We start from the raw sequence: 26,719 nt of genomic DNA, 5'->3' as shown, positions 1-26,719 counted from the left end.
TAATAAAAGAAAGGAGGGGGATTTATGCCTCGTAAAGGACCAGTACCACGTCGCGATGTCCTGCCTGATCCTATTTATAACTCCAAGCTTGTTACACGCATGATCAACCGTGTAATGAATGATGGTAAAAAAGGAAAAGCGCAAAACATCTTATACAGAGCATTTAACCTTGTACAAGAACGTTCCGGCCAGGAGCCGATGGAAGTTTTTGATCAGGCTATGAAAAACGTTATGCCTGTATTGGAAGTAAAAGCCCGCCGCGTAGGGGGAGCCAACTATCAAGTACCAATCGAAGTTAAACCAGATCGTCGTACGACTCTGGCACTTCGTTGGATCGTAAGCTACGCCCGTCTTCGTGGAGAGAAAACCATGGAAGAGCGTCTTGCAAATGAAATTCTTGATGCTTCCAACAACACAGGATCTGCTGTTAAGCGTCGTGAAGATACTCATCGTATGGCTGAAGCAAACAAAGCGTTTGCTCACTACCGCTGGTAAGCACTACCGCGGAAAATACTACTTTGATGAATGGAAGGAGAAAGAAAGTCCATGGCACGTGAATTCTCCTTGGAAAAAACCCGTAATATTGGAATCATGGCTCACATTGATGCTGGTAAAACGACAGCAACAGAGCGTATTCTTTACTACACGGGTCGTATCCATAAAATTGGTGAAACCCATGAAGGTGCTTCTCAAATGGACTGGATGTCGCAGGAACAAGAGCGTGGTATTACTATCACCTCCGCTGCGACGACAGCCCAGTGGAAAAACCACCGTATCAATATCATCGACACTCCGGGCCACGTAGACTTTACCGTAGAGGTAGAGCGTTCCCTGCGTGTGCTTGACGGAGCTGTTGCTGTATTGGATGCGCAGTCCGGCGTGGAGCCACAGACAGAAACTGTATGGCGCCAGGCAACTACCTACCATGTTCCACGTATTGTTTTTGTTAACAAGATGGACAAGGTAGGAGCGGATTTTGTTTATTCCTTAAGCACACTGACAGAGCGTCTCGGAGCGAATGCTCAGGCAATTCAGCTTCCGATCGGTGCTGAGGATAATTTTGAAGGAATTATTGATCTTATCGAAATGCAGGCTTACTACTACCTTGATGATCTCGGAACCCGTGCGGAAGCACGTGAAATTCCGGAAGAATATCAGGCGCAGGCGCAGGAATACCGCCAGAAGCTGGTAGAAGCTGTATCAGAACTTGATGAAGATCTTATGATGAAATACCTTGAAGAAGAAGAAATCACAAATGAAGAACTCAAACTGGCAATCCGTAAAGGAACGCTGAACGTTGAGTTTTATCCAGTACTTTGTGGTTCTGCCTTTAAAAACAAAGGTGTTCAGCTTATGATCGATGCCGTGCTCGACTATCTTCCATCTCCATTGGATGTTCCTGCTATTAAAGGTAAATATCCGGATTCGGAAGAAGAGGAAGAGCGCCCGGCAGACGACAACGGGAAGTTCTCTGCGCTGGCCTTTAAAGTGGCGACAGACCCTTATGTCGGTAAGCTGACTTTCTTCCGTGTGTATTCCGGTACACTCAGTTCCGGGTCGTATGTCAAAAACTCCACTAAGGATAAACGTGAGCGCGTCGGCCGTATCCTTCAAATGCACGCAAACTCCCGTGAAGAAATTTCAACGGTATATGCCGGGGATATTGCAGCGGGTGTCGGTTTGAAAGATACGAGTACCGGTGACACCCTTGTGGCAGAAAAAGACAATATCGTGCTTGAATCGATGGACTTCCCTGAACCGGTTATTTCCCTTTCTGTGGAGCCGAAGTCGAAAGCGGACCATGATAAAATGAGTATCGCTCTCGGAAAGCTTGCAGAAGAGGATCCAACCTTCCAGACAGAAACAGACGAAGAAACCGGACAAACGATCATCAAAGGTATGGGTGAGCTTCACCTTGATATTATCGTTGACCGTTTGAAACGGGAATTCAAAGTAGAAGCGACTGTAGGTGCCCCTCAGGTATCCTATCGTGAAACAATCCGCCAGGAAGCTAACTGCGAAGGTAAATTCGTACGTCAGTCCGGTGGACGCGGTCAGTACGGACACGTTTGGGTTAAATTTGAGCCAAACGAAGAAGGCGCCGGCTTTGAATTTGTAAACAAAATCGTCGGCGGTGTGGTACCTCGTGAATATGTACCTTCCGTGCAGTCCGGTATTGAAGATTCCCTTCAAAGCGGCATGCTTGCCGGCTATCCGGTAATCGACGTAAAAGCTACTCTTTTTGATGGTTCCTATCACGATGTCGACTCTAACGAGATGGCATTTAAAGTTGCGGCTTCCATGGCTCTGCGTGAAGCAAAGCAAAAATGTAAGCCGGTACTGCTTGAACCGTTGATGAAAGTAGATATCGTGGTTCCAGAAGAATACATGGGCGACGTCATGGGTGATGTAACATCCCGCCGCGGCCGTGTAGATGGTATGGAAGCACGGGGCAACTCTCAGGTTATCCGGTCGTTTGTACCTCTTGCTGAGATGTTTGGCTACGCCACGACTCTTCGTTCCAATACGCAGGGCCGCGGAACGTATTCCATGTTCTTCGATCATTACGAAGAAGTGCCAAAGAGTGTTTCTGAAGATGTTATCAAGCAGGCTACAGGACAGTAAAAATCCGGCGGCTTGATGATTGTATGCATGACCGATTTATTGTAAGCTAAGGTAGGGCGTTTACTGATAGCAGCGCCCGCCTGGCTGCTATACAACATTAATTACCTGAAATAAAGGGAGGACAATTATAATGGCAAAAGAAAAATTCGACCGTTCGAAAACGCATGCGAACATTGGTACTATCGGTCACGTTGACCATGGTAAAACAACTTTGACTGCTGCGATCACAACGGTACTTCACAAAAAATATTCCCGCGGAACGGCTATGGCTTATGATGCAATCGACGGTGCACCTGAAGAGCGTGAGCGTGGAATTACGATCTCTACTGCACACGTAGAGTACGAAACTGATTCCCGTCACTATGCACACGTTGACTGCCCAGGTCACGCTGACTATGTTAAAAACATGATCACTGGTGCAGCTCAAATGGACGGAGCGATTCTCGTTGTGTCCGCAGCTGACGGCCCAATGCCTCAGACTCGTGAGCACATCCTGCTTTCCCGTCAGGTTGGTGTACCATCCATCGTTGTTTTCTTGAACAAAGTTGACATGGTAGACGACGAAGAGCTTCTCGAACTCGTAGAAATGGAAGTTCGTGACCTCTTATCCGAATATGACTTCCCTGGTGACGATGTACCAATCATCAGCGGTTCTGCTCTGAAAGCCCTTGAAGGCGACGAAGAGTATGAAAACAAAATTCTTGAACTGATGGAAGCTGTAGACAACTACATTCCAACTCCAGACCGTGACAAAGACAAGCCGTTCATGATGCCTGTAGAGGACGTATTCTCTATCACAGGCCGTGGTACAGTTGCAACTGGCCGTGTTGAACGTGGTGTTCTTAACGTTGGGGATGAAATTGAAATCATCGGTATCGATGAAGACTCCCGCAAATCCACGGTTACTGGCGTGGAAATGTTCCGTAAGCTTCTTGACTATGCAGAAGCTGGCGACAACATTGGTGCGCTTCTCCGCGGTGTTTCCCGTGATGACATCAAACGTGGCCAAGTTCTTGCAAAGCCAGGTTCGATTACTCCACACACTAACTTCAAAGCAGAAGTTTATGTGCTTTCCAAAGACGAAGGTGGACGCCATACTCCATTCTTCTCTAACTACCGCCCACAGTTCTACTTCCGTACTACGGACGTAACTGGTATCATCCAGCTGCCTGAAGGCGTTGAGATGGTAATGCCTGGCGATAACGTAGAAATGACAGTTGAGCTTATCAACCCAATCGCTATCGAAGAAGGAACTAAGTTCTCTATTCGTGAAGGCGGCCGTACAGTTGGCGCCGGCGTTGTTTCTACTATCCAAAAATAATCACCCGATTATTCTCCTCTAATGCTGAAAAGCATTAGAGGTTTTTTTATTTCTTCCATATTAATAAAGGCTCTTAAAGGTAAAAGAGAAAAAGGGGGAGATGTATCGAGATTTTTTTGAAAAAACCCTTGCGTAAAAGGCGAACGATCACTATAATAGATGAAGTGTGACCATGGGAGACATAGAAATACTTCTATATCCACCCACGGTCAGGCGATGATGCGGAAGGTTGCTGACACACCCGGGTCCATTGCCATGACCAGGTGTGAGGAAATTTTCGCGGAGTATGTCTGTAAAATCGGACGAGAAGGAGGGCTTTTAATGGCAGCTAATGAAAAAATTCGTATTCGTTTAAAAGCGTATGATCACAGAGTGTTGGATCAATCCGCTGAAAAGATTGTAGACACGGCAAAACGTTCTGGTGCAGGTGTTTCTGGACCGATTCCATTGCCAACAGAGAAATCTGTTTATACAATTCTTCGTGCTACGCACAAATTTAAAGATGCTCGTGAGCAGTTTGAAATGCGTACACATAAACGTTTAATCGACATTTTAACGCCAACGCCGCAAACGGTAGATTCGCTTATGCGTTTAGATTTACCGTCGGGTGTAGACATCGAAATCAAATTATAATAACAAATATATGAAAACCAAAATTTATTAGGAGGTGTGACTCATGGCCAAAGGAATCTTGGGTAAAAAACTCGGCATGACGCAACTGTTTAAAGAAAACGGCGAACTGCTTCCAGTTACGGTCATTGAAGCAGAACCAAACGTTGTGCTTCAAAAGAAAACTACTGAGTCCGATGGATACGAAGCTATTCAGCTAGGTTTCCACGACAAAAAAGAAGCACGCGTAATTAAACCGGAAAAAGGACATGCTGATAAAGCAAACACGACCCCCAAGCGCTTCGTTAGAGAAATCCGCGGGACAAACCCAGAGGATTACGAGGTTGGTCAAGAGGTCAGTGTAGCAACATTTGCAGAAGGAGATATCGTAGACGTCACTGGAAAATCCAAAGGGAAAGGGTTCCAAGGTGCTATCAAGCGCCATAACCAAGCCCGCGGACCAATGACGCACGGCTCCCGTTTCCACCGTGCCCCTGGTGCAATGGGTGTTATCGACCCTAACCACGTATTGAAAGGCAAAAAGCTCCCAGGACGTATGGGTAACAACACGGTTACAGTACAGAACCTGGAGATTGTTAAAGTAGATACCGAGCGTAACGTGCTTTTAGTTAAAGGCAACGTTCCTGGTGCGAAACGCAGCTATGTAACAGTACAGAACGCTGTGAAAGTCAACACTGAAAAAGCATAATAGAAAGGAGGGCGCAAGATGCCAACAGTAGATTTACTAAACCAAACCGGTTCCCGCGTAGGAGATATCGAATTAGCAGACACTGTTTTCGGTATTGAACCAAATGAGCATGTTCTGTATGACGCAGTAATCATGCAGCAAGCATCATTACGACAAGGAACGCATAAAGTAAAAAACCGTTCCGAACGCCGTGGTGGCGGACGCAAGCCATGGCGCCAAAAAGGCACAGGCCGGGCCCGTCAAGGTTCCATCCGTTCCCCGCAATGGGTGAAAGGTGGTATCGTGTTCGGTCCGACGCCAAGATCTTACGGCTACAAGCTTCCGAAAAAAGTTCGCCGTCTGGCTATCAAATCAGCACTCGCAAGCAAAGCACAGGAAAATGATCTTGTCGTGCTTGATGAGCTGAAGTTCGATGCTCCAAAAACGAAAGAGATGGTTAAAGTACTTTCTTCTCTTTCCATTGATACGAAGGTATTGATTGTTACCGGCAACGACGACGAAACTGTCGGTCTGTCTGCACGCAATCTTCCTAACGTAACATTCCTCACGGCAGGCAGTGTGAACGTCCTGGACGTTGTTAAACATGACAAATTGGTTATGACACAGGACGCCGTGAAGAAAGTAGAGGAGGTGTTCGCATAATGGAAGCACGTGACTTGATTAAAAAACCCGTTATTACAGAACGCTCCGCTGACTTGATGGATGAAAAGAAATACACGTTTGAAGTAGACGTGAAAGCTAATAAATTCCAAATCAAAAACGCGGTTGAAGAAATCTTTGATGTTCAGGTAGAAAAGGTAAATACAATGAACAAAAAAGGTAAATTCCGTCGTTTTGGCCGTCATGAAGGGTACAAACCCAACCGTAAAAAAGCAATCGTGACGCTTACAGCTGATAGCGAAGATATTGAATTCTTCGAAGGTGCTTAATTAACAAATAGATACGAAGGAGGGTAATGAGCATGGCTATCCAAAAGTATAAACCGACCACAAACGGCCGCCGTCACATGTCGGTAAACAAGCACAGCGAAGTAACTTCAGAAACACCAGAACGTTCGCTGCTTGAACCGCTTCACAAAAAAGGCGGTCGTAATAACCAGGGTCGTATGACCAGTCGTCACCAGGGCGGCGGGCATAAACGTCAATACCGTGTTATTGACTTCAAACGTAATAAAAACGACGTACCAGGCAAAGTTGCTGAGATCGAGTACGACCCAAACCGTTCAGCAAATATCGCGCTTATCAACTACGTTGATGGCGAAAAACGGTACATCCTTGCTCCAAAAGGGTTGAAAATTGGCCAGGAAATCATGGCTGGTTCGAGTGCAGATATCAAACTTGGTAACGCATTGGACCTTCGTGATATTCCGGTAGGTACTGTTATTCATAACATTGAATTGAAGCCGGGCCGCGGCGGACAGCTCGTTCGTTCCGCTGGCGCAGAAGCCCAGGTTCTCGGTAAAGAAGGCAAGTACGTACTCGTGCGTCTTCGTTCCGGTGAAACCCGTCTAATCCTTGCTTCCTGCCGTGCAACTGTCGGACAGGTTGGAAACGTGGAGCATGAACTGGTGAACATCGGTAAAGCCGGACGTTCCCGTTGGTTAAACAAACGTCCACACGTTCGTGGTTCCGCAATGAACCCTAGCGATCACCCACACGGTGGTGGTGAAGGCCGTGCGCCAATCGGACGCGTTGCACCTGTATCCCCTTGGGGTCAGCCTGCAGTTGGCTATAAAACAAGAAAACGCAATAAAGATTCTAATAAATATATCGTACGGGGCCGTCGCCGTAAGAAAAAATAATAAAAAGATGAAGCTGCGGTTCTCCGGAATCGCAGGTTAATCGCGAAAGGAGGTTCTCTCATGGGTCGTAGTTTAAAAAAAGGACCTTTCGTCGACTTGCACTTGATGAATAAAATCGAGAGACTAAACGATTCGAACAATAAAGAAGTTATTCGTACCTGGTCACGCCGTTCCACAGTATTCCCGGAATTTGTCGGCCACACGATTGCAGTGTACGACGGACGCAAGCACGTACCTGTTTATGTATCTGAAGATATGGTAGGCCATAAGCTTGGTGAATTCGCACCAACGAGAACGTTTAAAGGCCATAAAAATGACGATAGAAAAACGAAAAGATAAGACCTGAGGGGAGGTAAAGAAACATGGAAGCAAAAGCAGTAGCAAAGCAGATCCGTATCGCCCCCCGCAAGGCTCGTCTTGTGATAGACCTAGTCCGGGGAAGATCCGTCGGAGAAGCTATTGCCATCCTTAAGAACACGCCAAAATCGGCGTCTCCGATTGTTGAGAAAGTTATCAACTCTGCTATCGCCAACGCAGAGCACAACTATGAGATGGAACCAGAAAATCTTTACATCAGCCAAGCATTCGTAGACGAAGGAGTAACACTCAAACGTTTCCGCCCACGTGCAATGGGGCGCGCAAGCCGCATTAACAAACGTACGAGTCACATTACTGTAATCGTCGAAGAAAAAAAGGAGGGATAACGCGTGGGACAAAAAGTTAATCCTATCGGACTTCGTGTTGGAGTCATCCGTGATTGGGAATCGAAATGGTATTCGGAAAAAGAATACGCGACTTTGCTTCATGAAGACTACAGAGTGCGCCGTCACATCGAAACGAAACTCGTTGACGCTTCTATTTCTACTGTAGAAATCGAACGTGCGGCAAACCGTGTGAATATTACGATCCATACTGCGAAACCAGGAATGGTTATCGGCCGCGGTGGTTCGGAAGTAGAAGCACTTCGTAAAGAGTTAAATAACCTGACTAACAAGCGGGTGCACATTAACATCGCAGAAATAAAGCAGGCAGATATGGATGCCCGTCTCGTAGCGGCAAACATTGCCCGCCAGCTTGAAAATCGTATTTCTTTCCGTCGTGCAATGAAACAGTCTATTCAACGTACGATGCGCGCAGGAGCAAAAGGGATCCGGACAGAAGTTAACGGACGCCTAGGCGGCGCAGACATCGCCCGCTCTGAAAGATACAGTGAAGGAACAGTACCTCTCCATACGTTGCGTGCAGATATTGATTACGGCACCGCTGAAGCAGATACAACGTACGGTAAACTGGGTGTAAAAATCTGGATTTATCGCGGAGAAGTCCTTCCAACGAAAGGAACGAACAAAGAGGAAGGAGGCAAATAATATGTTATTGCCAAAACGCGTAAAATATCGTCGCGAACACCGTGGCAAAATGAGAGGCCGTGCAAAAGGCGGCAAAGAAATCACTTTTGGCGAGTACGGACTGCAGGCAGTGGAAGCTTCCTGGATCACGAACCGCCAGATCGAATCCGCACGTATTGCTATGACTCGTTATATGAAACGTGGCGGTAAAGTCTGGATCAAAATCTTCCCGGACAAGCCATACACAGCGAAGCCACTCGAAGTCCGCATGGGTTCCGGTAAAGGTTCTCCTGAAGGCTGGGTAGCTGTTGTAAAACCAGGAAAGATCATGTTTGAAATTGCCGGGGTTAACGAAGAAATTGCCCGTGAGGCGTTGAGACTTGCAGCTCACAAGTTACCGATTAAAACGAAATTTGTGAAACGCGAAGAAGTGGGTGGTGAGGCAAATGAGAGCTAATGAATTGAGAGATCTAACCACAGTTGAAATCGAAGATCAAACAAAAAGTCTGAAAGAAGAACTTTTTAACCTTCGTTTTCAATTAGCGACCGGTCAGTTGGAAAATCCCGCCCGCATCCGTACTGTAAGAAAAGATATTGCACGTGCCAAAACCGTTTTGCGTGAACGTGAACTCGGGATGAACAAAGGCTAAAAGGAAAAAGGAGGTTAAACCAATATGGCTGAAGAACGTAACAACCGTAAGGTTTATAGCGGCCGCGTGACATCCGATAAAATGGATAAAACGATTGCCGTTGTTGTTGAAACGTATAAAAAAGACCCGTTGTACGGCAAACGTGTCAGAGACTCCAAAAAGTTTAAAGCCCACGATGAAGAAAACACTGCAAAAGTTGGCGACATCGTCCAGATCATGGAAACCCGCCCGCTGTCGAAAGACAAGCGTTTTCGTCTCGTGAAAGTAATAGAAGAATCAGTTATTCTTTAAATCGTTTTTAAAGAAAGGAGGTACCGTGACCTATGATCCAACAAGAATCACGCTTAAGAGTAGCGGATAACTCTGGTGCCCGCGAAGTACAGTGTATAAAAGTTTTAGGCGGTTCCGGCCGTAAAACTGCTAACATCGGTGATATGATTACATGCACTGTCAAACAAGCAACACCAGGGGGCGTTGTCAAAAAGGGCGAGATTGTCCAGGCAGTTATTGTACGTTCCCGCAGCGGCGTCCGCCGTCCAGACGGTTCTTACATTCGCTTTGACGAAAACGCAGCTGTAATCGTACGTACGGACAAAGGACCACGTGGAACACGTATCTTTGGCCCAGTAGCAAGAGAGCTTCGTGATGAGCAGTATATGAAAATTATCTCCCTTGCACCGGAAGTTCTGTAATACAAATATCATGCGAAGTCATGATGTCCCGTTAAGGAGGTGCGAAAATGGCCCAAAATAAGCTTCATGTTAAACAGGGTGAAAAAGTAAAAGTAATCAGCGGCAAGGATAAAGGCAAAGAAGGCGTTATCCTTAAAGCAATGCCTGCACAGGAACGTGTAATCGTCGAAGGTGTTAACATCGTGAAAAAACATGCGAAGCCTTCCCAGGAAAACCCACAAGGCGGTATCTTAAACCAAGAAGCTGCCATTCACGTATCAAACGTTATGCCGCTTGATCCGAAATCTGGCGAACCAACACGTGTTGGTCACAAGGTGGAGAACGGCAAAAAAGTACGTGTCGCCAAAAAATCAGGTGAAGCCCTGAACTAAGTAAGACAAAGGACGAGAGGAGGTCACACGAATGAACGCTTTAAAAGAAAAGTATCAAACATCAATCGTACCGAGTCTGCACGAGAAATTCGACTACTCTTCCGTAATGGGAGTACCGAAGGTTGATAAAATTGTTATTAACATGGGTGTCGGGGAAGCAGTACAAAACCCTCGCTCATTGGATAAAGCAGTAGAAGAGCTGGAAGCAATCAGCGGGCAGAAGCCTTTGATTACAAAAGCAAAACGTTCTATTGCAGGATTTAAACTTCGTGAAGGTATGCCAATCGGTGCAAAGGTAACTTTGCGCGGAGCACGTATGTATGACTTCCTGGAGAAATTAATCCACGTCACGCTTCCACGTGTCCGTGACTTCCGCGGGGTGTCAAACAAAGCATTTGACGGCCGTGGCAACTACACACTCGGTGTGCGTGAACAATTGATCTTCCCGGAAATTTCCTACGATCAGGTAGAAAAAGTACGTGGAATGGATATCGTTATCGTTACTACTGCTTCCACTGATGAAGAATCTTACGAGCTGCTCGATCAAATGGGCATGCCATTTCAAAAATAAATTATTCACGTAAACGCCGGCACCTGCCGGCGCACGACCCCGTAACTGGGAGGGAGGTATTCAAATGGTCATGACAGATCCGATTGCTGATATGCTTACTCGTATCCGCAACGCAAACATGGTGAACCACGAGAAAGTAGAATTTCCTGCATCGAACCTAAAAAAAGAAATCGCTGAAATCCTCAAGCTGGAAGGTTTCATCCGCGACGTTGAATATGTCGATGATAAAAAACAGGGAATGATCCGCTTATTCTTAAAAGCAGGTACGGAAAACAAAAAAGTTATTTCCGGTATCAAACGTATCAGTAAACCAGGTCTCCGTGTTTATGCAGGATCCAACGAGGTTCCTAAAGTGCTGGGCGGACTTGGTATCGCAGTAATTTCTACATCTAAAGGTGTTATGTCTGATAAAGAAGCAAGAAAACAAAACGTTGGCGGCGAAGTACTCGCATACGTTTGGTAATAAAATCGTTATAAAGAACGGAGGTGTGCAATATGTCTCGTATTGGCCTGAAACCAATCGAAATTCCAGAAGGCGTAACAATCGCTAAAGAAGGAAATACAGTTACAGTTAAAGGACCAAAAGGTGAATTAAGCCGTGAGCTTCACCCGGTTATTACTGTGAATATTGGAGAATCGGAAGTGACTTTTGAACGCCCTTCTGACAATAAAACGTACCGCTCGCTTCATGGTACGACCCGAAGCCTTGTAAACAACATGGTAGAAGGTGTAACAAAAGGATACGAAAAGAACCTCGAGCTCGTCGGCGTAGGTTATCGTGCGCAGAAGACTGGCGAGAAGTTAGTGTTAAACGTTGGTTACTCCCACCCGGTAGAATTCGTTTCCGAGGAAGGAATCGACATTGAAGTACCTTCTAACACGAAAGTGACCGTCCGCGGTATTGATAAAGAACGCGTTGGTGCAGTAGCTTCCAACATTCGCTCTGTACGTCTTCCTGAACCTTACAAAGGTAAAGGAATCCGCTACGAAGGTGAAGAAGTTCGCCGCAAAGAAGGTAAAACGGGTAAATAATCGGTTAATTAACATCGCAACAAGCACGAAAGGAGGAACTGTACGATGGCTCACGCAACAAGCTATGAAAAACGTAAGAAACGCCATATGAGTATCCGCCGTAAAATCAGCGGCACACCAGAACGTCCTCGTCTGAACGTTTTCCGTTCTGCAAAGCATATCTATGCACAGCTGATTGACGACGAAGCAGGAGTAACTCTGGCAGCAGCATCGACAATGGAAAAAGATTCCGGAATCGAAAATGGCGGCAATAAAGAGGCAGCCCGCAAAATCGGGGAAACTCTCGCCAAGCGTGCTACAGAAAAAGGCTATGACACAGTCGTTTTTGACCGGGGTGGATTTGTTTATCACGGCCGTGTTCAAGAACTCGCTGAAGCAGCCCGCGAGAACGGACTAAAATTCTAAAAAGTAAGGGAGGGACAAGAATGCAAAGTATTGATCCGAATAAACTGGAACTTGAAGAACGTGTTGTAACCATCAACCGTGTCGCAAAAGTTGTTAAAGGTGGACGTAACTTCCGCTTTGCAGCACTCGTAGTAGTTGGAGACCGTAACGGCCATGTCGGCTTTGGCCAGGGGAAAGCTATTGAAGTACCAGAAGCAATCCGTAAAGCGGTAGAAAACGCTAAAAAGGACCTTGTGCAGATTCCGATCGTAGGAACAACTATTCCACACGAAATCACTGGTCACTTTGGCGCAGGCAACGTACTATTGAAGCCTGCATCTGAAGGTACTGGAGTAATCGCTGGAGGACCGGTACGTGCCATCCTAGAGCTTGGCGGCGTACAGGACATTCTGTCGAAATCTCTCGGTTCCAACAATCCTATTAACATGGTTCGCGCTACTATCAACGGATTAACTTCTTTGAAAACAGCTGAAGAAGTAGCTAAATTGCGTGGTAAGAGCGTCGAAGAATTGTTAGGATAAGGGGGGAAAGCAAATGGCCAAACAATTGGAAATCACCCTTACCCGCAGCATGATCGGGCGCCCGGAAGAACAACGTGTTACAGTCCGTACACTTGGTTTGCATAAAATCAACCGTACGGTAGTAAAAGAAGACAATCCTGCAATCCGCGGCATGGTGAACAAAGTATCGCACCTGCTGACGGTGAAAGAACTGAACTAATAAATCTCATTTCTAAATGACAGGGAGGTGGCAATATGAAACTCCACGAACTTCAGCCTGCAAAAGGCAAAAACAAACAGCGTAACCGTGTAGGCCGCGGGCCGGCTTCCGGCAACGGCAAAACTTCCGGCCGCGGACAAAAAGGGCAGAATGCCCGTTCCGGCGGTGGTGTACGTCCAGGTTTTGAAGGTGGGCAGAACCCTATCTTCAAGCGTTTGCCAAAACGCGGCTTTACGAATATTAATCGTAAAGAGTACGCTATTGTTAATGTGGAAACGCTCAACAGCTTCGACAATGGTACAACAGTAACTCCAGAAGCGTTGCTTGAAAAAGGCGTAATCAGCAAATACAAAGATGGCGTGAAAATTTTAGGCAACGGCGAGTTGGAGAAAGAGCTTCAAGTGCACGCGAACAAGTTCTCTGCTTCAGCAGTGCAAGCAATTGAGGCAGCAGGCGGAAAAACCGAGGTGGTCTAATGTTCCGCACGATTATCAACATGTTTCGTGTGAGTGACATTCGGAACAAGGTGTTGTTCACCTTAGTCATGTTGATTATATTTCGGATCGGAAGTTTTATTCCGGTGCCTGGAACAAACCGCCAGGTGCTAAATTTCTCTGATGAAGCAAGTGCATTTGGCTTTTTGAACACGTTTGGAGGCGGGGCGCTGTCGCAGTATTCCATATTTGCGATGGGCGTCATGCCATACATTACCGCTTCAATTGTGGTACAATTGCTTCGTATGGATGTTGTGCCTAAATTTTCGGAATGGGCAAAGCAGGGGGAAGCAGGAAGACGGAAACTGAATCAGTTTACCCGTTATTTTACTATTGTTCTTGCGTTTGTTCAGGGACTTGGAATGTCTGTTGGGTTTAACAACTATTTTCCAGGGCTTATTCCGGACCCAAATGCTGCAAAATATATATTTATTGCGTTGATAATGACAGCCGGCACGGCTTTTTTAATGTGGCTTGGTGAGCAAATCACTGCAAAAGGTGTGGGGAACGGTATCTCTATCCTGATCTTTGCCGGTATTGCGGCGGGTATTCCTAATGGAATCAACCAAATTTATGCGACGCAGATCCAGGATGCTGGCGGAGAGTTATATATAGGCATTATCACTATAGCGCTTCTGGCAGTAGCAGTTCTTGCTATTATTGTGGGCGTCATTTTTGTACAGCAGGCGCTGCGCAAAATTCCCATTCAATACGCAAAACGAACTGTTGGACGGAGCCCGGTTGGCGGCCAGTCGACGCACCTTCCTCTAAAAGTAAACGCTGCAGGGGTTATCCCGGTAATTTTTGCTTTGGCGTTATTTATTTTTCCGCCGACAGCAGCCAGCTTTATTGGGGAAGAGAATGCGATTGCCAACTGGATTGTAAATAACTTTGATTATACGCAGCCTATAGGAATGGTCGTATATGCAGCTTTAATCATTGCGTTTACGTACTTTTATGCCTTTGTTCAGGTGAATCCCGAACAAATGACGGAGAACCTGAAAAAGCAGGGTGGCTATATTCCCGGCATACGCCCAGGGTTTGCCACTGAAAAGTACATTCGGCGGACGCTCTACAGGCTTACATTCGTCGGAGCCCTGTTTTTAACAGTGGTTGCCATCATTCCAGTCTTTTTCATCACACAGATGGGTCTCCCACAGTCGATTCAAATTGGCGGCACAGGCCTTCTAATCGTTGTAGGGGTTGCTTTGGAAACGATGAAGCAAGTAGAAAGCCAGTTAGTTAAACGGAACTATCGCGGTTTCATTAAATAGAATTGGCCTCGAAGACGAAGCTCGCCTATGCCGCTTCCCTTCGGGTAAAATAGTCGTTGGAGGAGATAGCGTGAATCTGATATTGATGGGGCTGCCGGGTGCTGGAAAAGGCACGCAGGCTGCAACAATTAGTGAAGAATACAATATTCCCCACATTTCTACTGGGGATATGTTCCGCACAGCCATTAAAGAAGAGACCGAGCTTGGCAGACAGGCAAAGTCTTACATGGATGCTGGTGATTTAGTTCCAGACGAAGTCACAAACGGTATTGTTGAAGAACGTTTGCAGAAAGAAGACTGCCGAAACGGATTTTTGCTCGATGGTTTTCCTAGAACTCCGGCACAGGCCGGCGCACTGGAAAAAATGCTGTCAGATATGGGCAGGCAGCTCGACTACGTACTGAACATCGATGTTCCAAAAGAAAAACTTGAAGAACGTCTGACCGGCCGTCGCGTTTCACCTTCTTCAGGCAGGACGTACCACGTGATTTACAATCCGCCGAAGCAGGAAGGTATTGATGATGTAGACGGAAGTGAACTCGTTCAGCGCGAGGATGATAAGCCGGAAACGGTTAAGCGCCGTTTGGAAGTAAACATTGAACAGCAGCAGCCGCTGATTGATTTCTATGAAGAAAAAGGATATCTCCGTAACATCGATGGAGATCAGGATATAGATAAAGTATTTCATGACATTGAAGCACTCTTGAAAGACCTTCGTGCATGATTGTTTGTAAAACGGGTCGGAAACTCGTTATAATACGGGAAGTGCGATGTGGCAGAAGCGTTTCATAAATAACGTGGAGCCCATCGGATGCGATCCGGGAACATGATGCAATACCATCATTTTAGGGGTACACTGAATTTGCCTAGAGCAAACACGTATACACCCTCTCCGATGGTTGGACAACCCAGGCCGTTTACTACGGTTTCAGGTTGCTAAATCCTAACGAAGCCTAAGGAAAAGAGGATGCATGCATGAAAGATTCGGAGTCAAGGCGACCCGATCTGGGACAAATCGTTCGAGTGACCCGGGGGCGCGAAGCTGGTCAGTACGCGGTAGTAATTGATGTGCTGGATGATAAGTTTCTGATGCTGGCGGACGGGGAAAGACGAAAGTTCGATCGGGGAAAGAAGAAAAACACGTCCCACGTAGAATTGCTTTCGTATATTTCGCCGGAAGTACAGTCGAGTTTAATAGAAACCGGCCGAGTGACTAACGCGAAAATCCGGCACGCTCTTTACACCTTTTTTGAACAAGAAGCCTTATTTGAAAAGGAGAATTAATTCATGGCTAAAGATGATGTTATTGAAATGGAAGGTACGGTGGTTGAGCCTCTTCCAAACGCTATGTTTCGTGTTGAGCTTGAAAATGGACACAAAATTTTAGCGCATGTTTCCGGTAAGATCCGTATGCACTTTATCCGGATTCTTCCTGGTGATAAAGTAACTGTAGAAATTTCACCGTACGATCTTTCCCGCGGACGTATTACGTACCGCTACAAATAGACCCGCAAGTTCATTCTTGAGCACTCTTACCAATGCATGGCATGCATGCAGTGAAGGAGGTAAATGGAAAATGAAAGTAAGAGCTTCCGTTAAAAAGATTTGTGACAATTGTAAAGTTATTCGCCGTAAAGGTTCGGTAATGGTAATTTGCTCGAACCCGAAGCATAAACAAAGACAAGGATAATAAAAAGGAGGTGCCCGCATGGCACGTGTTGCAGGAGTAGATATTCCGCGTGATAAGCGTATTGCTATTTCACTCACCTACGTATACGGCATCGGCAAATCGCTTGCAGTTCAGGTTCTGAACGAAGCTGACGTTGACCAGAACACCCGTGTGCGTGATTTAACAGAAGACGAGCTGGCCCGTATCCGTACGGCTATTGATAACAACCATACGGTAGAAGGGGATCTTCGCCGTGAAACTTCCCTCGACATCAAACGTTTGATGGAGATCGGAAGCTATCGTGGAATCCGTCATCGTCGTGGACTGCCGCTTCGCGGACAAAACACGAAGAACAATTCCCGTACCCGTAAAGGTCCGCGTCGTACAGTAGCAAACAAACGTAAATAATTTATTCATAAAGGAGGTTACCTATTATGGCAAAAGCAAAGTCGAACGCACCACGTAAACGCCGTCAGCGCAAGAATATAGAGTCGGGTGTGGCTCATATCCGCTCGACGTTTAACAACACGATTGTAAACATTACGGACGTCCAGGGAAACACACTTGCATGGGCAAGCGCTGGAGTGCTTGGTTTCAAAGGTTCCCGTAAATCCACTCCGTTCGCAGCTCAAATGACTGCAGAAACAGCAACAAAAGCTGCAATGGAACACGGATTGAAAAGCGTAGAAGTTACAGTGAAAGGTCCAGGAGCTGGACGTGAAGCTGCAATTCGTTCCCTTCAGGCAACAGGTGTAGAAGTTACGGTCATTCGTGATGTCACCCCAGTACCTCATAACGGGTGCCGCCCGCCAAAACGTCCACGTGCATAACTGAAAGCGAACATGACTATTGCAAAGGGTACAGGCTAGAAGGAGTGCTTTTGCATCTCGCTTTCCTGTTTTCCTTATTTTCCGGCACCGGCTGCCGGATGTACGACGTTTGAAGGAGGGTACGCAAACAAATGATCGAAATTGAAAAGCCTAACATTGAAGCGGTCGAAGTGAGCGAAGATGCCAAGTTTGGCAAATTTGTTGTTGAACCATTGGAACGTGGTTACGGTACTACCCTGGGGAATTCCCTGCGTCGTATTCTTTTATCCTCGTTACCGGGAGCAGCGGTTTCTACGGTTCAAATCGATGGGGTTCTTCACGAGTTTTCTACGATTGAAGGCGTACTTGAAGACGTAACGACCATTATTTTGAATTTGAAAAAGCTCGCCTTGAAGGTGTACTCTGATGATGAAAAAGTGCTTGAAGTGGATGTGCAGGGAGAAGGTACAATATCTGCACGGGACATCACGCACGACAGCGACGTGGAAATTCTGAATCCGGATCTTCACATCGCTACTTTATCAAAAAACGCCAACCTGCATATGCGCCTTACCGCTCATCGCGGACGCGGCTATGTCCCGGCTGAAGGAAACAACAGCGACGACCTTCCAATCGGTGTCATTCCCATTGATTCTATTTATACGCCGGTAGAGCGTGTGAATTACCAGGTGGAAAATACCCGCGTCGGACAGATTACCAACTACGATAAGCTGACGTTGGATGTCTGGACAGACGGAAGCATCCGTCCTGAAGAGGCGGTATCTCTTGGTGCGAAAATCATGAATGAGCACTTGAATATCTTTATCGGCCTGACCGATCAGGCACAGAATGCGGAAATTATGGTGGAAAAAGAAGAAGACCAGAAAGAAAAAGTGCTTGAAATGACAATTGAAGAACTTGATCTTTCGGTCCGTTCTTATAACTGCCTGAAACGCGCAGGCATCAATACTGTGCAGGAACTGACGCAGAAGTCAGAAGAAGATATGATGAAAGTCCGCAACCTCGGACGCAAATCGCTGGAAGAAGTTCAGGAAAAACTCGGTGAACTCGGACTCGGATTGCGCGAAGAGGACTAATCATAAATATTTGTTTGACCAAAGGAGGGAATTGTAATGCCATACTCAAAGCTTGGACGCGACACATCGGCAAGAAAAGCGCTCTTTCGTGATTTGACTACCGACCTTATTATTAACGGCCGGATTGAGACAACTCATGCAAAAGCGAAGGAAGTACAGCCGATCGCAGAAAAAATTATTACTCTCGGAAAACGTGGAGATTTGCACGCCCGCCGTCAGGCAGCTGCATTTGTTCGCAAAGAAACAGCTAATGAAGAAGGCCAGGATGCTGTTCAGAAGCTGTTCTCTGAAATCGGTCCTCGTTATGAAGACCGCCAGGGCGGATACACGCGCGTACTGAAACTCGGACCGCGCCGTGGGGACGCTGCTGAAATGGCTATCATCGAACTTGTATAAACGGGAAGCCCTCGTTTATACATTTCTTTCATTTGCAAATGAAGGTTACATGTAAAAGAGGCAGGACGATGTCTGTAAAGACTGCGTCTTGCTTTTTTTCTATGCAAAAATCGAACATTAAAGGGAGGGGAGAGGGCATGGCGATTATCGAACTACGGGATCTTGAATATCAATACGAGGAGAGCGACGAAAAGGTGTTGAAAGGATTAAATAAAAAGATCCACCAAGGGGAATGGCTTTCGATTATAGGAGCCAACGGTTCCGGGAAATCGACACTCTCCCGTCTCTTTAACGGCCTGTCCCAGCCGACCGGAGGGTCCGTTCTTGTGCTGGGTAAAAAAACAACAGAGGAAGACTCTCTGCAAATGATCCGGCGGGAAGTGGGCATGGTTTTCCAAAACCCAGAGCATCAGTTTGTGGCGCCGACCGTGCGTGATGACATTGCTTTTGGGATGGAAAACGCCGGGGTTCCACGCGAAGTGATGCTTGAACGTATTGATGAAGTCAGCCGGTGGGTAAACATCGAGCACATTTTACATATGGAGCCGCACCGCCTGTCCGGAGGCCAGAAACAGCGGGCGGCGATAGCCGGAATTCTTGCCTTGCGTCCGCAGGTGATGGTGTTTGATGAATCCACCTCAATGCTTGATCCGAATGGCAGAAAAGAAATTTTGGAAACAATGAACCGGCTGTGCCGTGAATCGGGCCTTACCATCATATCGATTACCCATTATCTCGAAGAAGCCTTCATGTCCGACCGTATTTGGTTCATGAAAGCAGGCCGAATCGAAAAAGATGTAACAACGGCCAACATTCCGGATCAGCTGGAGTGGATGGAAGCAGAAGGAATGCCCCTTCCGTATAAATATCAGCTTTACCGGGAAGCAAAAAAGCGGAGGATCGATATACGAACGCTCCGTACCATGGTTGAAGGAGAGTAGCTGCATGGATGTGAATTTTCAAAACGTAAGCCATGTGTATATGAAAAAAACGCCGTTTGAAACATTGGCACTCAAAAACATAAATGCCTGCTTCCGCTCTTCTTCCGTGACGGCTGTCATTGGGCGTACCGGTTCCGGGAAATCGACACTTGTACAGCATATCAACGGACTGCTGAAGCCTTCCGCCGGTGTGGTAACGGTAGGGGGTCACCGGCTGGAAGCCAGGACAAAACGAAAGATGGTCAAAACGGTGCGGAGTCATGTAGGGATGGTGTTTCAGTATCCCGAGCACCAGCTGTTCGAGGAAACCGTCGAAAAAGATTTATTATTTGGGCCGAAAAACAAGGGAATGGATGTAGCAGAGATACAAAAGAAGCTTCCGGAATTGCTGCAGCAGGTGGGACTCAGTGAAACACTGCTGGAGCGCTCGCCGTTCGAGCTGAGCGGGGGGCAGATGCGGCGGGTGGCAATAGCTGGGGTGCTTGCCACCAACCCGGAGATTCTTATCCTGGACGAACCGACCGCAGGGCTCGATCCCCAGGGGCAGAAAGAAATTCTGGAGTTATTTATGAACTGGCAGCGTGCGTATCAGCCGACGACGATTATGATAACGCATCAAATGGAGGAGGCGGCCGCATTTGCTGAGTACATGTATGTGATGGAAGATGCAGAGATCAAAATGCAGGGAGAGCCGGAAGCCATTTATGCCCAGCGGGAAAAGCTGCAGGAAATGGACTTGGATATCCCGGAGCAGGTACAGGTGCTTCAACAGATTGAACGGGACAGCGGCATCCGCTTCCCGCATTATAAGCTTTCTCCGGCAGAAGCTGCCGACTACTGGGAGCACGCGGTTCAGAACGGAGATGTGCCGTATGTTTGAAAATGTCATAATCGGCCAGTACCTGCCAGGGCGCTCCTTTCTTCATCATATGGATCCCCGGGCAAAGATTGCGGCCGTATTATTTTTAATCATCGTAATTTTTCTCGTGAACAGCTGGAACGGATACGCGCTTTTCGGAGCGGCGGCGATAGCCGTTTATTTTCTTTCCGGGGTCCCGTTTCGTTATATCCGCAAAGGCATGTTCCCGGTATTTATTTTAGTGATATTAACGTTTTTTCTGCACGCTTTTTTTACAAGAGAAGGCGATATCCTTTTTTCGGTCGGTGTATTTTCGTTTTATGAGGAAGGAATTCGACAGGGGCTGTTTATTTCTCTTCGTTTGCTTCTGCTCGTATACTTTACATCGCTCTTAACGCTGACAACGAGTCCGATTGACCTTACAGACGCATTGGAGCAAATGTTTTCCCCGCTCGAGCGCTTTAAGTTTCCCGCCTACGACGTGGCGATGATGATGTCGATTGCGATCCGGTTTATTCCTACCCTGCTGCAGGAAACAGAAAAAATTATTAAAGCCCAGACGGCCCGCGGCGCTGATTTTAACAAAGGTTCTATGCGGGACAGGATGCAGGCGTTTGTATCCCTCCTGGTGCCGTTATTTGTACGTGCCTTCCGCCGGGCGGAAGATTTGGCCTATGCTATGGAGGCCCGCGGCTATAACGGAGGAGAAGGACGCACAAAACTTCGTCTGCTCGTGTGGGGCTGGAGAGATACTTTATGCTGTGTTCTGATCGCGGCGTTTGGAGTTGTTTTATTGTTTTTACGCCAGTAAACGAAAGGAGGAGAGTCTGATGCCGAGAGTGAAAGCAACAGTGGCGTATGATGGTACGTTTTTTGAAGGCTGGCAGGTGCAGCCGGGACGCCGGACCGTTCAGAGAGAAATCGAGGAAGCGCTCCAGAAGATGCATAAAGGGGTTCACGTGCCGATTCATGCTTCGGGGAGGACAGATTCCGGCGTGCATGCAAAAGGCCAGGTTTTTCATTTTGATTCCCCGCTGCAGCTGCCGGAGCACAAATGGGGAAAGGCGCTCGAATCCTTTCTGCCAAAGGACATACACGTCTGGCAATCCGCGTATGCCGATGAAGATTTCCACGCACGTTTTGATGCGGTGGAAAAAGAGTACCGGTACTGTGTGCTGCTGCGTAAGGAACGGGACGTATTCCGGCGGAACCATGCTTTTTATTATCCATATCCTACGGACGTTGAAGCTGTGCAGAAGGCAGTCCGTTACATCGAAGGGGAACACGACTTTTCTTCCTTTTGCGCTGCCAACACCGACGTGAAGGAAAAAACCCGCACGGTATATAAAGCAGATGCTACGCTCGATGGGGAAGAGCTGTGGTTTACGTTCCGCGGCTCAGGGTTTTTGTATAATATGATTCGTATTGCTGTAGGAACGCTTCTGGAAATAGGGAAGGGGAACCGTTCCCCTGAAGAAATGAAAGCCATTATTGAAGCGAAAGAGCGTGCAGCTGCAGGCAACACAGCTCCCGGCCACGGGCTGTACCTTTGGAAGGTGAATTACTGACAGTAAAAGCCGTGCGTTAACAGCCTTTAAGGTCAGCTGAATGCGTACCCGCCTTCGGAGAAAATTGATTATAAAAAAACAACGTTTCCTGGTGTTTTAACATTGACATTTGGCCCCTATTATTATACGATGTTATTTGGCATTTCACGTCCCACTGCCCCGGGATACGGAATGATGAGCGTAAATAAGACAAGTGATCGATGATATAATCGGCAGAGAATTGATTTAGGAGGGAAACAACTATGCGTACGACATACATGGCTAAGCCAGGCGACGTAAAACGCAAATGGTACGTAGTAGACGCACAAGGCCAGACACTCGGACGTCTTGCCAGTGAAGTCGCTGCAATCCTTCGCGGTAAAACAAAGCCACAATACACCCCGCATATTGACGTTGGGGATAACGTGATTATTGTTAATGCAGAAAAAATCCAACTGACCGGGAAAAAACTTTCTCAAAAGTATTATCACCGCCACAGCGGTTATCCGGGTGGCCTGAGATCTACACGCGCAGACGACATGCGCCGCGAGAAACCAGAAAAAATGCTCGAAATCGCTATTAAAGGCATGCTTCCAAAAAACACTCTTGGCCGTGAACAAGGCAAGAAGTTATTCGTATACGAAGGCCCAGAGCACAAGCACCACGCACAACAACCAGAAGAACTGCAGCTGCGCGGTTAAAATAAAAGGAGGGACTACATTTGGCACAAGTACAATATTACGGTACTGGACGCCGGAAAAACTCATCGGCTAGAGTTTTTCTTGAGCCAGGCGATGGAAAAATCACTGTAAACGACCGTGAACTCGACGAGTATTTCAACCTTGAAACATTGAAGCTTGTTGTAAAGCAGCCACTAGCTGCTACAGGCACGGAAGGTTCTTATGACATTAAAGTAACTGTAAGAGGCGGCGGTTTCACCGGCCAGGCTGGTGCTATTCGTCACGGAGTAGCGCGTGCTCTCTTGAAAGTAGACCCGGATTTCCGTCCTACACTGAAATCTGAAGGCTACCTGACTCGTGATGCACGTATGAAAGAGCGTAAAAAATACGGTCTCAAATCAGCACGTCGTGCGCCACAGTTCTCGAAGCGTTAATAAAATTATTGGTACACCAACTTTCACAAAGGTTTTTGGTGCAAGTTGGATCAAATCAATAATCAATATTATGAAGAATTTAAAGCATCAGCATATCACATGGCTGGTGCTTTTTTTTATATTAATTTTAAGCAATAATTTTATTTTATAGAAATATTTATAAGTGTGAATTATTTTTCTGCATATTCTAAATTTATAATTGCTTTAAGGCGGCTTTAGCGTAAATGTTGATTAGTAAACGTTCTAAATTCCATTAATATTTCCTTTTCTCAATAGTTGCTTAAACGGCCTTTGTCATTCCATTGACCATACATTTTATTTTTTCGTGTATTTTCAATGAATTTTTCCAATCTTTTATTAAAAATATCAGGTTCATTTCTATAGCTTTGTATTGTATCAATTCGAACTCTTTTATATAGGTCTGGGAAATTAATGAAATTCTGATACAATTGATAATCTTCTGTTAGGCGCAGTTCAATATCTTTATCAATGGTAAAAGATTCAGGCCTCATATCAGGGAGGGCTTTCAATCCCTCTTCTTTCATCAAACCTAACTTTTCTAATCTTCGAACCCTTTCTTTGTTTAATTCTGTCCAATTACTTTTTTTCTTTCGTGGGGAAAGCCTTTGAGCCAGCTCAGTATCTGACAATTTTTTACTTATGCCATCAATCCAGCCAAAACATAATGCTTCCTCAACTACATCCAGATACTGAACGACACCTGGTTTTTCGGTCATACTTATTAAAACCCAACAATATTTTTCTGTATTTGAGTTCTCCTCGAGCCACTTTCTTAATTCCTGTCTTGTCTTAGCTGTAATTAGATTTTCAATTTCCATTTTGAACATATCCTTTCTGTATTTAGTACTGAAGATAACATTACAGATATGAGCTGGAAACAAAAAGAAAATTAATGCTGTATTCAACTAATAGCCGTTTTTACAGTAAGCTGAACGGGCGTTTAGAGGTATACCGTTGGTTTCTAAGAGGACGGTCACTTGATGCTGTAAGTGATAGTATAGCTGAGTGCCCTCCCCTTTTCTACTTAAGTATGGTCTCCCGGGACACTTACCTATAAAGAACTGGCAAGAAAGTATATTTTTTCGACCTCCTGTTCACCTTATTTGCTTGTATGTAGAGAAAAAACGGCAGGTTTTAGTTGTAAACGTTTGAAATCTGCTTCTTAAAAACGGTATGCTAGATAAGGAATGTTTCCAATAGTTACAGCTATAGTCTAGAGAAGGAAGGTGTGCAATGTGATTACAGAAGAACAGGTGCGCGAAGCGCTTCAGTCCATAGAAGATCCTGATCTGGGCAAGCCGATTGTTGAAACCGGCGGTATCCGCAGTATCAGTGTGAAAGATGACAGCAAAGTGCGTTTGAAAATAGCATTGGCCAAGACTGGTACTCCTGAACAGATGCAGATGCAGCAGCAGGTAGTGGATACGATCAAAGAGGCCGGTGCCGACTCAGTAGGGCTCCGCTTTGAGACTCTTGAACCCGAAGAAGTAGAAAAAGCCGGAGGGTTAAAAGGGGAAGAAGGACCGAAGATTTTATCCGAGAATAACAAGACTCAGTTTATTACCATTGCAAGCGGTAAAGGCGGAGTTGGTAAATCTACAGTTACAGTGAATACAGCTGTGGCGCTGGCCCGTGCCGGAAAAAAAGTAGGTATTATTGACGCAGACATTTACGGCTTCAGCGTGCCGGATATGATGGGCATTGAAGAACGGCCGAAGGTACAGGATGAGCGGATCTATCCGGTAGAGCGTTTCGGCGTTAAAGTCATTTCGATGGGATTCTTCGTTGAGGATAACGCTCCGGTAGTCTGGAGAGGCCCGATGCTCGGGAAGATGCTGAATAACTTCTTTAATGAAGTGGAGTGGGGAGACCTTGATTATCTGCTGTTGGATCTTCCGCCGGGAACAGGGGACGTGGCACTCGATGTTCACACTACCCTGCCGGAAAGTCAGGAAATTATCGTCACTACGCCGCATCCGACGGCGGCATTTGTAGCAGCCCGTGCCGGAGCAATGGCGATTAAAACCAATCACCGTGTATTGGGGATTATTGAAAACATGGCTTATTATGAAAGCCGCAGCGGTGAGAAAGAATATGTCTTCGGTGAGGGCGGAGCAGACCGTCTGGCTGACGAGTTAAAGGTTGGCATTCTCAGCCGCATTCCGTTGGGTCAGCCGCTTGAAGATGACAGCGTGTTCGCTCCATCTGTTTATCAGCCGGAACACCCGATCGGTGAGCTTTATGATGAATTGGCAAAAACTATTATGAACAAAGTGCCAACTGAATAAAATCCAATAAACAGAAGCCGCCTGCAGATATCTGCGGGCGGCTTCTTGCTATTTATTGTATTGAATAAGCTCTTCCATCGGCTGCTGCAAAGACGGGACAGTATAAATATATTTAGAAGGAGAATCAGTTAAAGGGCCTATATGAATACCTTCAATCCCAAGGAGCACGCCGGGCATCACATCATTCATTAAGTTATCCCCGATGACCATCGTTGCCTGAGGGTTCACCCGGTACTCCTCCAATAATTGTTCGTAATGATCTTTCGTTTCAGCCGGTTTGTTGGCGGAAGTAATTCTGGTGTAGGGAGGAAGCAGATCATGAAGGTTTAATTGCTGTAAAATGGACTCTGCATCTTCATTGTCGCTATTGGTGACTAATACCATCTGCTTTCCATTAGATTGAAGCCATTGCAGGCCGGACCGAAGCGAAGGGGTCTGGGAAAGCTGAAAAGCTTCAGACGACATATATGTTTTTGTTTCAACGTAAGCGGCGTAGGCTTCTTCTTTTGAAACTCCGAAATGTCTGGCAGTAGCATGTGGAGTCCACCACCCATCCCCGATAGCTATTTTTTTGTCAAAGTCAAAAGAAAGGTTCTTATACTCTCCGGCCCAGACAGAAGGTTCTATTTCTCTCCCGCTCCAATTGACAACTCTTACTGGCTGGGCGGTGACCGGGTCGAGATAGAGAATCCAGTCGTTCTCTGCATCGTATGCTGTACCTATCTGCAGATCACGTTCACCGTTTTGAACAGCTTCGTACTCAGAGAAAAATGCAGGCCGGTTTTTTTCTGCAATAAAAGCAGCCAGCCGTTCAGCATAATAATCAAAGTGTTCAGTATCCTCATATAGAGTACCATCCAGATCAAAAATCAATAATTCTTTATCACTCCAGTGGATATCGGCCAACGGTCAATTCTCTCCTTTCTTCCATTAGATACCACTAGAATAGCATAAAATCCGAAGCAGTTAGTAATCAGAATGAAAAGGAAAGGCCTATAAGAAGGCCTATGGGAGCAATAGCTAATTATGCGTTAATTTATTTCTGCATTTTTTTAAAAGAAATTATAAAAAGTTGTTGACCGCTTAGAGCCACGGTGATATATTTATACATGCGCTTCCGAGAGAGGCGAAAAAACAGCAAAAGGAAATAATAAATTTCATAAAAAGTTGTTGACTTTCATTTACCTACTTGGTATGATAGTAATTGTCGCTTTGAGCGGCAGATCGTTCTTTGAAAAGGAAAGACAAGCCAGAGCCCCAAAGAAAAGAACCATTTATTTAGGGCATCACTGATGCCACAGCATCAAACTTTTTACGGAGAGTTTGATCCTGGCTCAGGACGAACGCTGGCGGCGTGC

The 26,719-nt window shown here is 46.2% G+C and carries 41 protein-coding genes; 39 read left to right on the top strand and 2 right to left on the bottom strand.

Going from position 1 to position 26,719, the window contains the following annotated elements; all coding sequences use genetic code 11:
- Positions 1-24: 24 nt before the first annotated feature.
- The 38 genes from rpsG to rpsI all read left to right on the top strand — a co-directional run bounded on the left by rpsG (position 25) and on the right by rpsI (position 23,052).
- Entirely contained in the window at positions 25-495 is a 471-nt protein-coding gene (rpsG, locus tag BLV22_RS14320) for a 30S ribosomal protein S7 (RefSeq protein WP_091616720.1), read from the top strand.
- A gap of 51 nt (positions 496-546) precedes the next feature.
- Positions 547-2,625: an elongation factor G gene (gene fusA, locus BLV22_RS14315; RefSeq protein WP_091616718.1), complete on the top strand. Its 2,079-nt coding sequence runs from the start codon at positions 547-549 to the stop codon at positions 2,623-2,625.
- A 130-nt stretch (positions 2,626-2,755) separates the two neighbouring features.
- A complete protein-coding gene (tuf, locus tag BLV22_RS14310; RefSeq protein ID WP_022794466.1) occupies positions 2,756-3,946 on the top strand; it encodes an elongation factor Tu in 1,191 nt (396 codons plus the stop codon).
- A 321-nt stretch (positions 3,947-4,267) separates the two neighbouring features.
- Positions 4,268-4,579: a 30S ribosomal protein S10 gene (gene rpsJ / locus BLV22_RS14305; protein WP_027847395.1), complete on the top strand. Its 312-nt coding sequence runs from the start codon at positions 4,268-4,270 to the stop codon at positions 4,577-4,579.
- Between the two features lie 43 nt (positions 4,580-4,622).
- Entirely contained in the window at positions 4,623-5,264 is a 642-nt protein-coding gene (gene rplC, locus BLV22_RS14300; RefSeq protein WP_091616716.1) for a 50S ribosomal protein L3, read from the top strand.
- 18 nt (positions 5,265-5,282) lie between these two features.
- Positions 5,283-5,906, top strand: a complete 624-nt coding sequence (rplD, locus tag BLV22_RS14295; RefSeq protein ID WP_091616714.1) for a 50S ribosomal protein L4 — start codon at positions 5,283-5,285, stop codon at positions 5,904-5,906.
- Complete coding sequence (gene rplW / locus BLV22_RS14290; protein WP_022794470.1) at positions 5,906-6,193, top strand: 50S ribosomal protein L23; 288 nt, start codon at positions 5,906-5,908, stop codon at positions 6,191-6,193. Before rplD ends, rplW begins: the two co-directional genes overlap by 1 nt.
- Positions 6,194-6,225: 32 nt before the next feature.
- Positions 6,226-7,065, top strand: a complete 840-nt coding sequence (gene rplB, locus BLV22_RS14285) for a 50S ribosomal protein L2 (RefSeq protein ID WP_022794471.1) — start codon at positions 6,226-6,228, stop codon at positions 7,063-7,065.
- Between the two features lie 60 nt (positions 7,066-7,125).
- The gene (gene rpsS, locus BLV22_RS14280; protein ID WP_022794472.1) at positions 7,126-7,404 is read left to right on the top strand and encodes a 30S ribosomal protein S19; all 279 of its coding nucleotides are present in this window, start codon (positions 7,126-7,128) and stop codon (positions 7,402-7,404) included.
- 23 nt (positions 7,405-7,427) lie between these two features.
- Positions 7,428-7,769, top strand: a complete 342-nt coding sequence (gene rplV / locus BLV22_RS14275) for a 50S ribosomal protein L22 (RefSeq protein WP_022794473.1) — start codon at positions 7,428-7,430, stop codon at positions 7,767-7,769.
- A 3-nt stretch (positions 7,770-7,772) separates the two neighbouring features.
- Positions 7,773-8,432, top strand: coding sequence for a 30S ribosomal protein S3 (gene rpsC, locus BLV22_RS14270; protein WP_091616712.1), 660 nt, complete (start codon positions 7,773-7,775; stop codon positions 8,430-8,432).
- A 1-nt stretch (position 8,433) separates the two neighbouring features.
- Complete coding sequence (gene rplP, locus BLV22_RS14265) at positions 8,434-8,868, top strand: 50S ribosomal protein L16 (protein ID WP_022794475.1); 435 nt, start codon at positions 8,434-8,436, stop codon at positions 8,866-8,868.
- Entirely contained in the window at positions 8,858-9,061 is a 204-nt protein-coding gene (rpmC, locus tag BLV22_RS14260; RefSeq protein ID WP_091616711.1) for a 50S ribosomal protein L29, read from the top strand. The genes rplP and rpmC overlap by 11 nt, the downstream gene beginning before the upstream one ends.
- 24 nt (positions 9,062-9,085) lie before the next feature.
- On the top strand, positions 9,086-9,352 hold the full coding sequence (gene rpsQ / locus BLV22_RS14255; RefSeq protein ID WP_091616709.1) for a 30S ribosomal protein S17: 267 nt from the start codon (positions 9,086-9,088) through the stop codon (positions 9,350-9,352).
- Positions 9,353-9,384: 32 nt separating this feature from the next.
- Positions 9,385-9,753, top strand: coding sequence for a 50S ribosomal protein L14 (rplN, locus tag BLV22_RS14250; protein ID WP_022794478.1), 369 nt, complete (start codon positions 9,385-9,387; stop codon positions 9,751-9,753).
- Positions 9,754-9,800: 47 nt separating this feature from the next.
- Complete coding sequence (gene rplX, locus BLV22_RS14245) at positions 9,801-10,124, top strand: 50S ribosomal protein L24 (RefSeq protein ID WP_079475115.1); 324 nt, start codon at positions 9,801-9,803, stop codon at positions 10,122-10,124.
- Positions 10,125-10,155: 31 nt separating this feature from the next.
- Entirely contained in the window at positions 10,156-10,695 is a 540-nt protein-coding gene (gene rplE / locus BLV22_RS14240; protein ID WP_022794480.1) for a 50S ribosomal protein L5, read from the top strand.
- Between the two features lie 64 nt (positions 10,696-10,759).
- Positions 10,760-11,158, top strand: a complete 399-nt coding sequence (gene rpsH, locus BLV22_RS14235; protein ID WP_022794481.1) for a 30S ribosomal protein S8 — start codon at positions 10,760-10,762, stop codon at positions 11,156-11,158.
- A gap of 32 nt (positions 11,159-11,190) precedes the next feature.
- Positions 11,191-11,727, top strand: a complete 537-nt coding sequence (rplF, locus tag BLV22_RS14230; protein ID WP_091616707.1) for a 50S ribosomal protein L6 — start codon at positions 11,191-11,193, stop codon at positions 11,725-11,727.
- Positions 11,728-11,772: 45 nt separating this feature from the next.
- Positions 11,773-12,132, top strand: coding sequence for a 50S ribosomal protein L18 (gene rplR / locus BLV22_RS14225; RefSeq protein ID WP_091616705.1), 360 nt, complete (start codon positions 11,773-11,775; stop codon positions 12,130-12,132).
- A 20-nt stretch (positions 12,133-12,152) separates the two neighbouring features.
- Positions 12,153-12,653, top strand: a complete 501-nt coding sequence (gene rpsE, locus BLV22_RS14220) for a 30S ribosomal protein S5 (RefSeq protein ID WP_022794484.1) — start codon at positions 12,153-12,155, stop codon at positions 12,651-12,653.
- Between the two features lie 13 nt (positions 12,654-12,666).
- Entirely contained in the window at positions 12,667-12,852 is a 186-nt protein-coding gene (rpmD, locus tag BLV22_RS14215) for a 50S ribosomal protein L30 (RefSeq protein ID WP_091616703.1), read from the top strand.
- Positions 12,853-12,887: 35 nt separating this feature from the next.
- Positions 12,888-13,328 carry a 50S ribosomal protein L15 gene (rplO, locus tag BLV22_RS14210; protein WP_091616701.1) on the top strand — a complete coding sequence of 147 codons (441 nt, stop codon included), beginning with the start codon at positions 12,888-12,890 and terminating at the stop codon, positions 13,326-13,328.
- Positions 13,328-14,620, top strand: a complete 1,293-nt coding sequence (gene secY / locus BLV22_RS14205) for a preprotein translocase subunit SecY (protein ID WP_091616699.1) — start codon at positions 13,328-13,330, stop codon at positions 14,618-14,620. The genes rplO and secY overlap by 1 nt, the downstream gene beginning before the upstream one ends.
- A 70-nt stretch (positions 14,621-14,690) precedes the next feature.
- Complete coding sequence (locus BLV22_RS14200) at positions 14,691-15,344, top strand: adenylate kinase (RefSeq protein ID WP_091616697.1); 654 nt, start codon at positions 14,691-14,693, stop codon at positions 15,342-15,344.
- Positions 15,345-15,595: 251 nt separating this feature from the next.
- Complete coding sequence (locus BLV22_RS14195; protein WP_022794489.1) at positions 15,596-15,904, top strand: KOW domain-containing RNA-binding protein; 309 nt, start codon at positions 15,596-15,598, stop codon at positions 15,902-15,904.
- A 3-nt stretch (positions 15,905-15,907) separates the two neighbouring features.
- Entirely contained in the window at positions 15,908-16,126 is a 219-nt protein-coding gene (infA, locus tag BLV22_RS14190; protein ID WP_022794490.1) for a translation initiation factor IF-1, read from the top strand.
- A 70-nt stretch (positions 16,127-16,196) separates the two neighbouring features.
- Positions 16,197-16,310 (top strand): 50S ribosomal protein L36, encoded by a 114-nt coding sequence (rpmJ, locus tag BLV22_RS14185; protein WP_084687350.1) that lies wholly within the window; start codon positions 16,197-16,199, stop codon positions 16,308-16,310.
- An 18-nt stretch (positions 16,311-16,328) separates the two neighbouring features.
- Positions 16,329-16,697 carry a 30S ribosomal protein S13 gene (rpsM, locus tag BLV22_RS14180; RefSeq protein WP_022794491.1) on the top strand — a complete coding sequence of 123 codons (369 nt, stop codon included), beginning with the start codon at positions 16,329-16,331 and terminating at the stop codon, positions 16,695-16,697.
- A gap of 26 nt (positions 16,698-16,723) precedes the next feature.
- A complete protein-coding gene (rpsK, locus tag BLV22_RS14175; protein WP_022794492.1) occupies positions 16,724-17,119 on the top strand; it encodes a 30S ribosomal protein S11 in 396 nt (131 codons plus the stop codon).
- A gap of 131 nt (positions 17,120-17,250) precedes the next feature.
- Positions 17,251-18,195, top strand: coding sequence for a DNA-directed RNA polymerase subunit alpha (locus tag BLV22_RS14170; RefSeq protein ID WP_022794494.1), 945 nt, complete (start codon positions 17,251-17,253; stop codon positions 18,193-18,195).
- A 36-nt stretch (positions 18,196-18,231) separates the two neighbouring features.
- Positions 18,232-18,591: a 50S ribosomal protein L17 gene (gene rplQ, locus BLV22_RS14165; RefSeq protein WP_022794495.1), complete on the top strand. Its 360-nt coding sequence runs from the start codon at positions 18,232-18,234 to the stop codon at positions 18,589-18,591.
- A gap of 137 nt (positions 18,592-18,728) precedes the next feature.
- Positions 18,729-19,532, top strand: coding sequence for an energy-coupling factor transporter ATPase (locus tag BLV22_RS14160; RefSeq protein ID WP_176967793.1), 804 nt, complete (start codon positions 18,729-18,731; stop codon positions 19,530-19,532).
- Between the two features lie 4 nt (positions 19,533-19,536).
- Positions 19,537-20,412, top strand: a complete 876-nt coding sequence (locus BLV22_RS14155) for an energy-coupling factor transporter ATPase (RefSeq protein WP_091616694.1) — start codon at positions 19,537-19,539, stop codon at positions 20,410-20,412.
- Entirely contained in the window at positions 20,405-21,202 is a 798-nt protein-coding gene (locus tag BLV22_RS14150) for an energy-coupling factor transporter transmembrane component T family protein (RefSeq protein ID WP_091616692.1), read from the top strand. Before BLV22_RS14155 ends, BLV22_RS14150 begins: the two co-directional genes overlap by 8 nt.
- Before the next feature lie 19 nt (positions 21,203-21,221).
- Positions 21,222-21,959, top strand: a complete 738-nt coding sequence (truA, locus tag BLV22_RS14145) for a tRNA pseudouridine(38-40) synthase TruA (protein WP_091616690.1) — start codon at positions 21,222-21,224, stop codon at positions 21,957-21,959.
- A gap of 242 nt (positions 21,960-22,201) precedes the next feature.
- Entirely contained in the window at positions 22,202-22,639 is a 438-nt protein-coding gene (gene rplM / locus BLV22_RS14140; RefSeq protein WP_091616688.1) for a 50S ribosomal protein L13, read from the top strand.
- A gap of 20 nt (positions 22,640-22,659) precedes the next feature.
- Positions 22,660-23,052 carry a 30S ribosomal protein S9 gene (gene rpsI, locus BLV22_RS14135; protein WP_091616686.1) on the top strand — a complete coding sequence of 131 codons (393 nt, stop codon included), beginning with the start codon at positions 22,660-22,662 and terminating at the stop codon, positions 23,050-23,052.
- 269 nt (positions 23,053-23,321) lie between these two features.
- On the opposite strand, the gene BLV22_RS14130 is transcribed toward rpsI, so the two are convergent.
- Positions 23,322-23,891, bottom strand: coding sequence for a YdeI/OmpD-associated family protein (locus tag BLV22_RS14130; protein ID WP_091616684.1), 570 nt, complete (start codon positions 23,889-23,891; stop codon positions 23,322-23,324).
- A 417-nt stretch (positions 23,892-24,308) separates the two neighbouring features.
- On the opposite strand from BLV22_RS14130, the gene BLV22_RS14125 reads away from it, so the two are divergent.
- Entirely contained in the window at positions 24,309-25,361 is a 1,053-nt protein-coding gene (locus BLV22_RS14125; protein WP_091616682.1) for a P-loop NTPase, read from the top strand.
- 48 nt (positions 25,362-25,409) lie between these two features.
- On the opposite strand, the gene BLV22_RS14120 is transcribed toward BLV22_RS14125, so the two are convergent.
- The gene (locus BLV22_RS14120; RefSeq protein WP_091616680.1) at positions 25,410-26,267 is read right to left on the bottom strand and encodes an HAD family hydrolase; all 858 of its coding nucleotides are present in this window, start codon (positions 26,265-26,267) and stop codon (positions 25,410-25,412) included.
- Positions 26,268-26,719 lie beyond the last annotated feature (452 nt).

The organism is Marinococcus luteus, assembly GCF_900106595.1.
Taxonomy (GTDB): domain Bacteria; phylum Bacillota; class Bacilli; order Bacillales; family Marinococcaceae; genus Marinococcus; species Marinococcus luteus.
The sequence above is the reverse complement of the archived record's forward strand: the minus strand, read 5'-3'. Positions and strand labels throughout refer to the sequence as shown.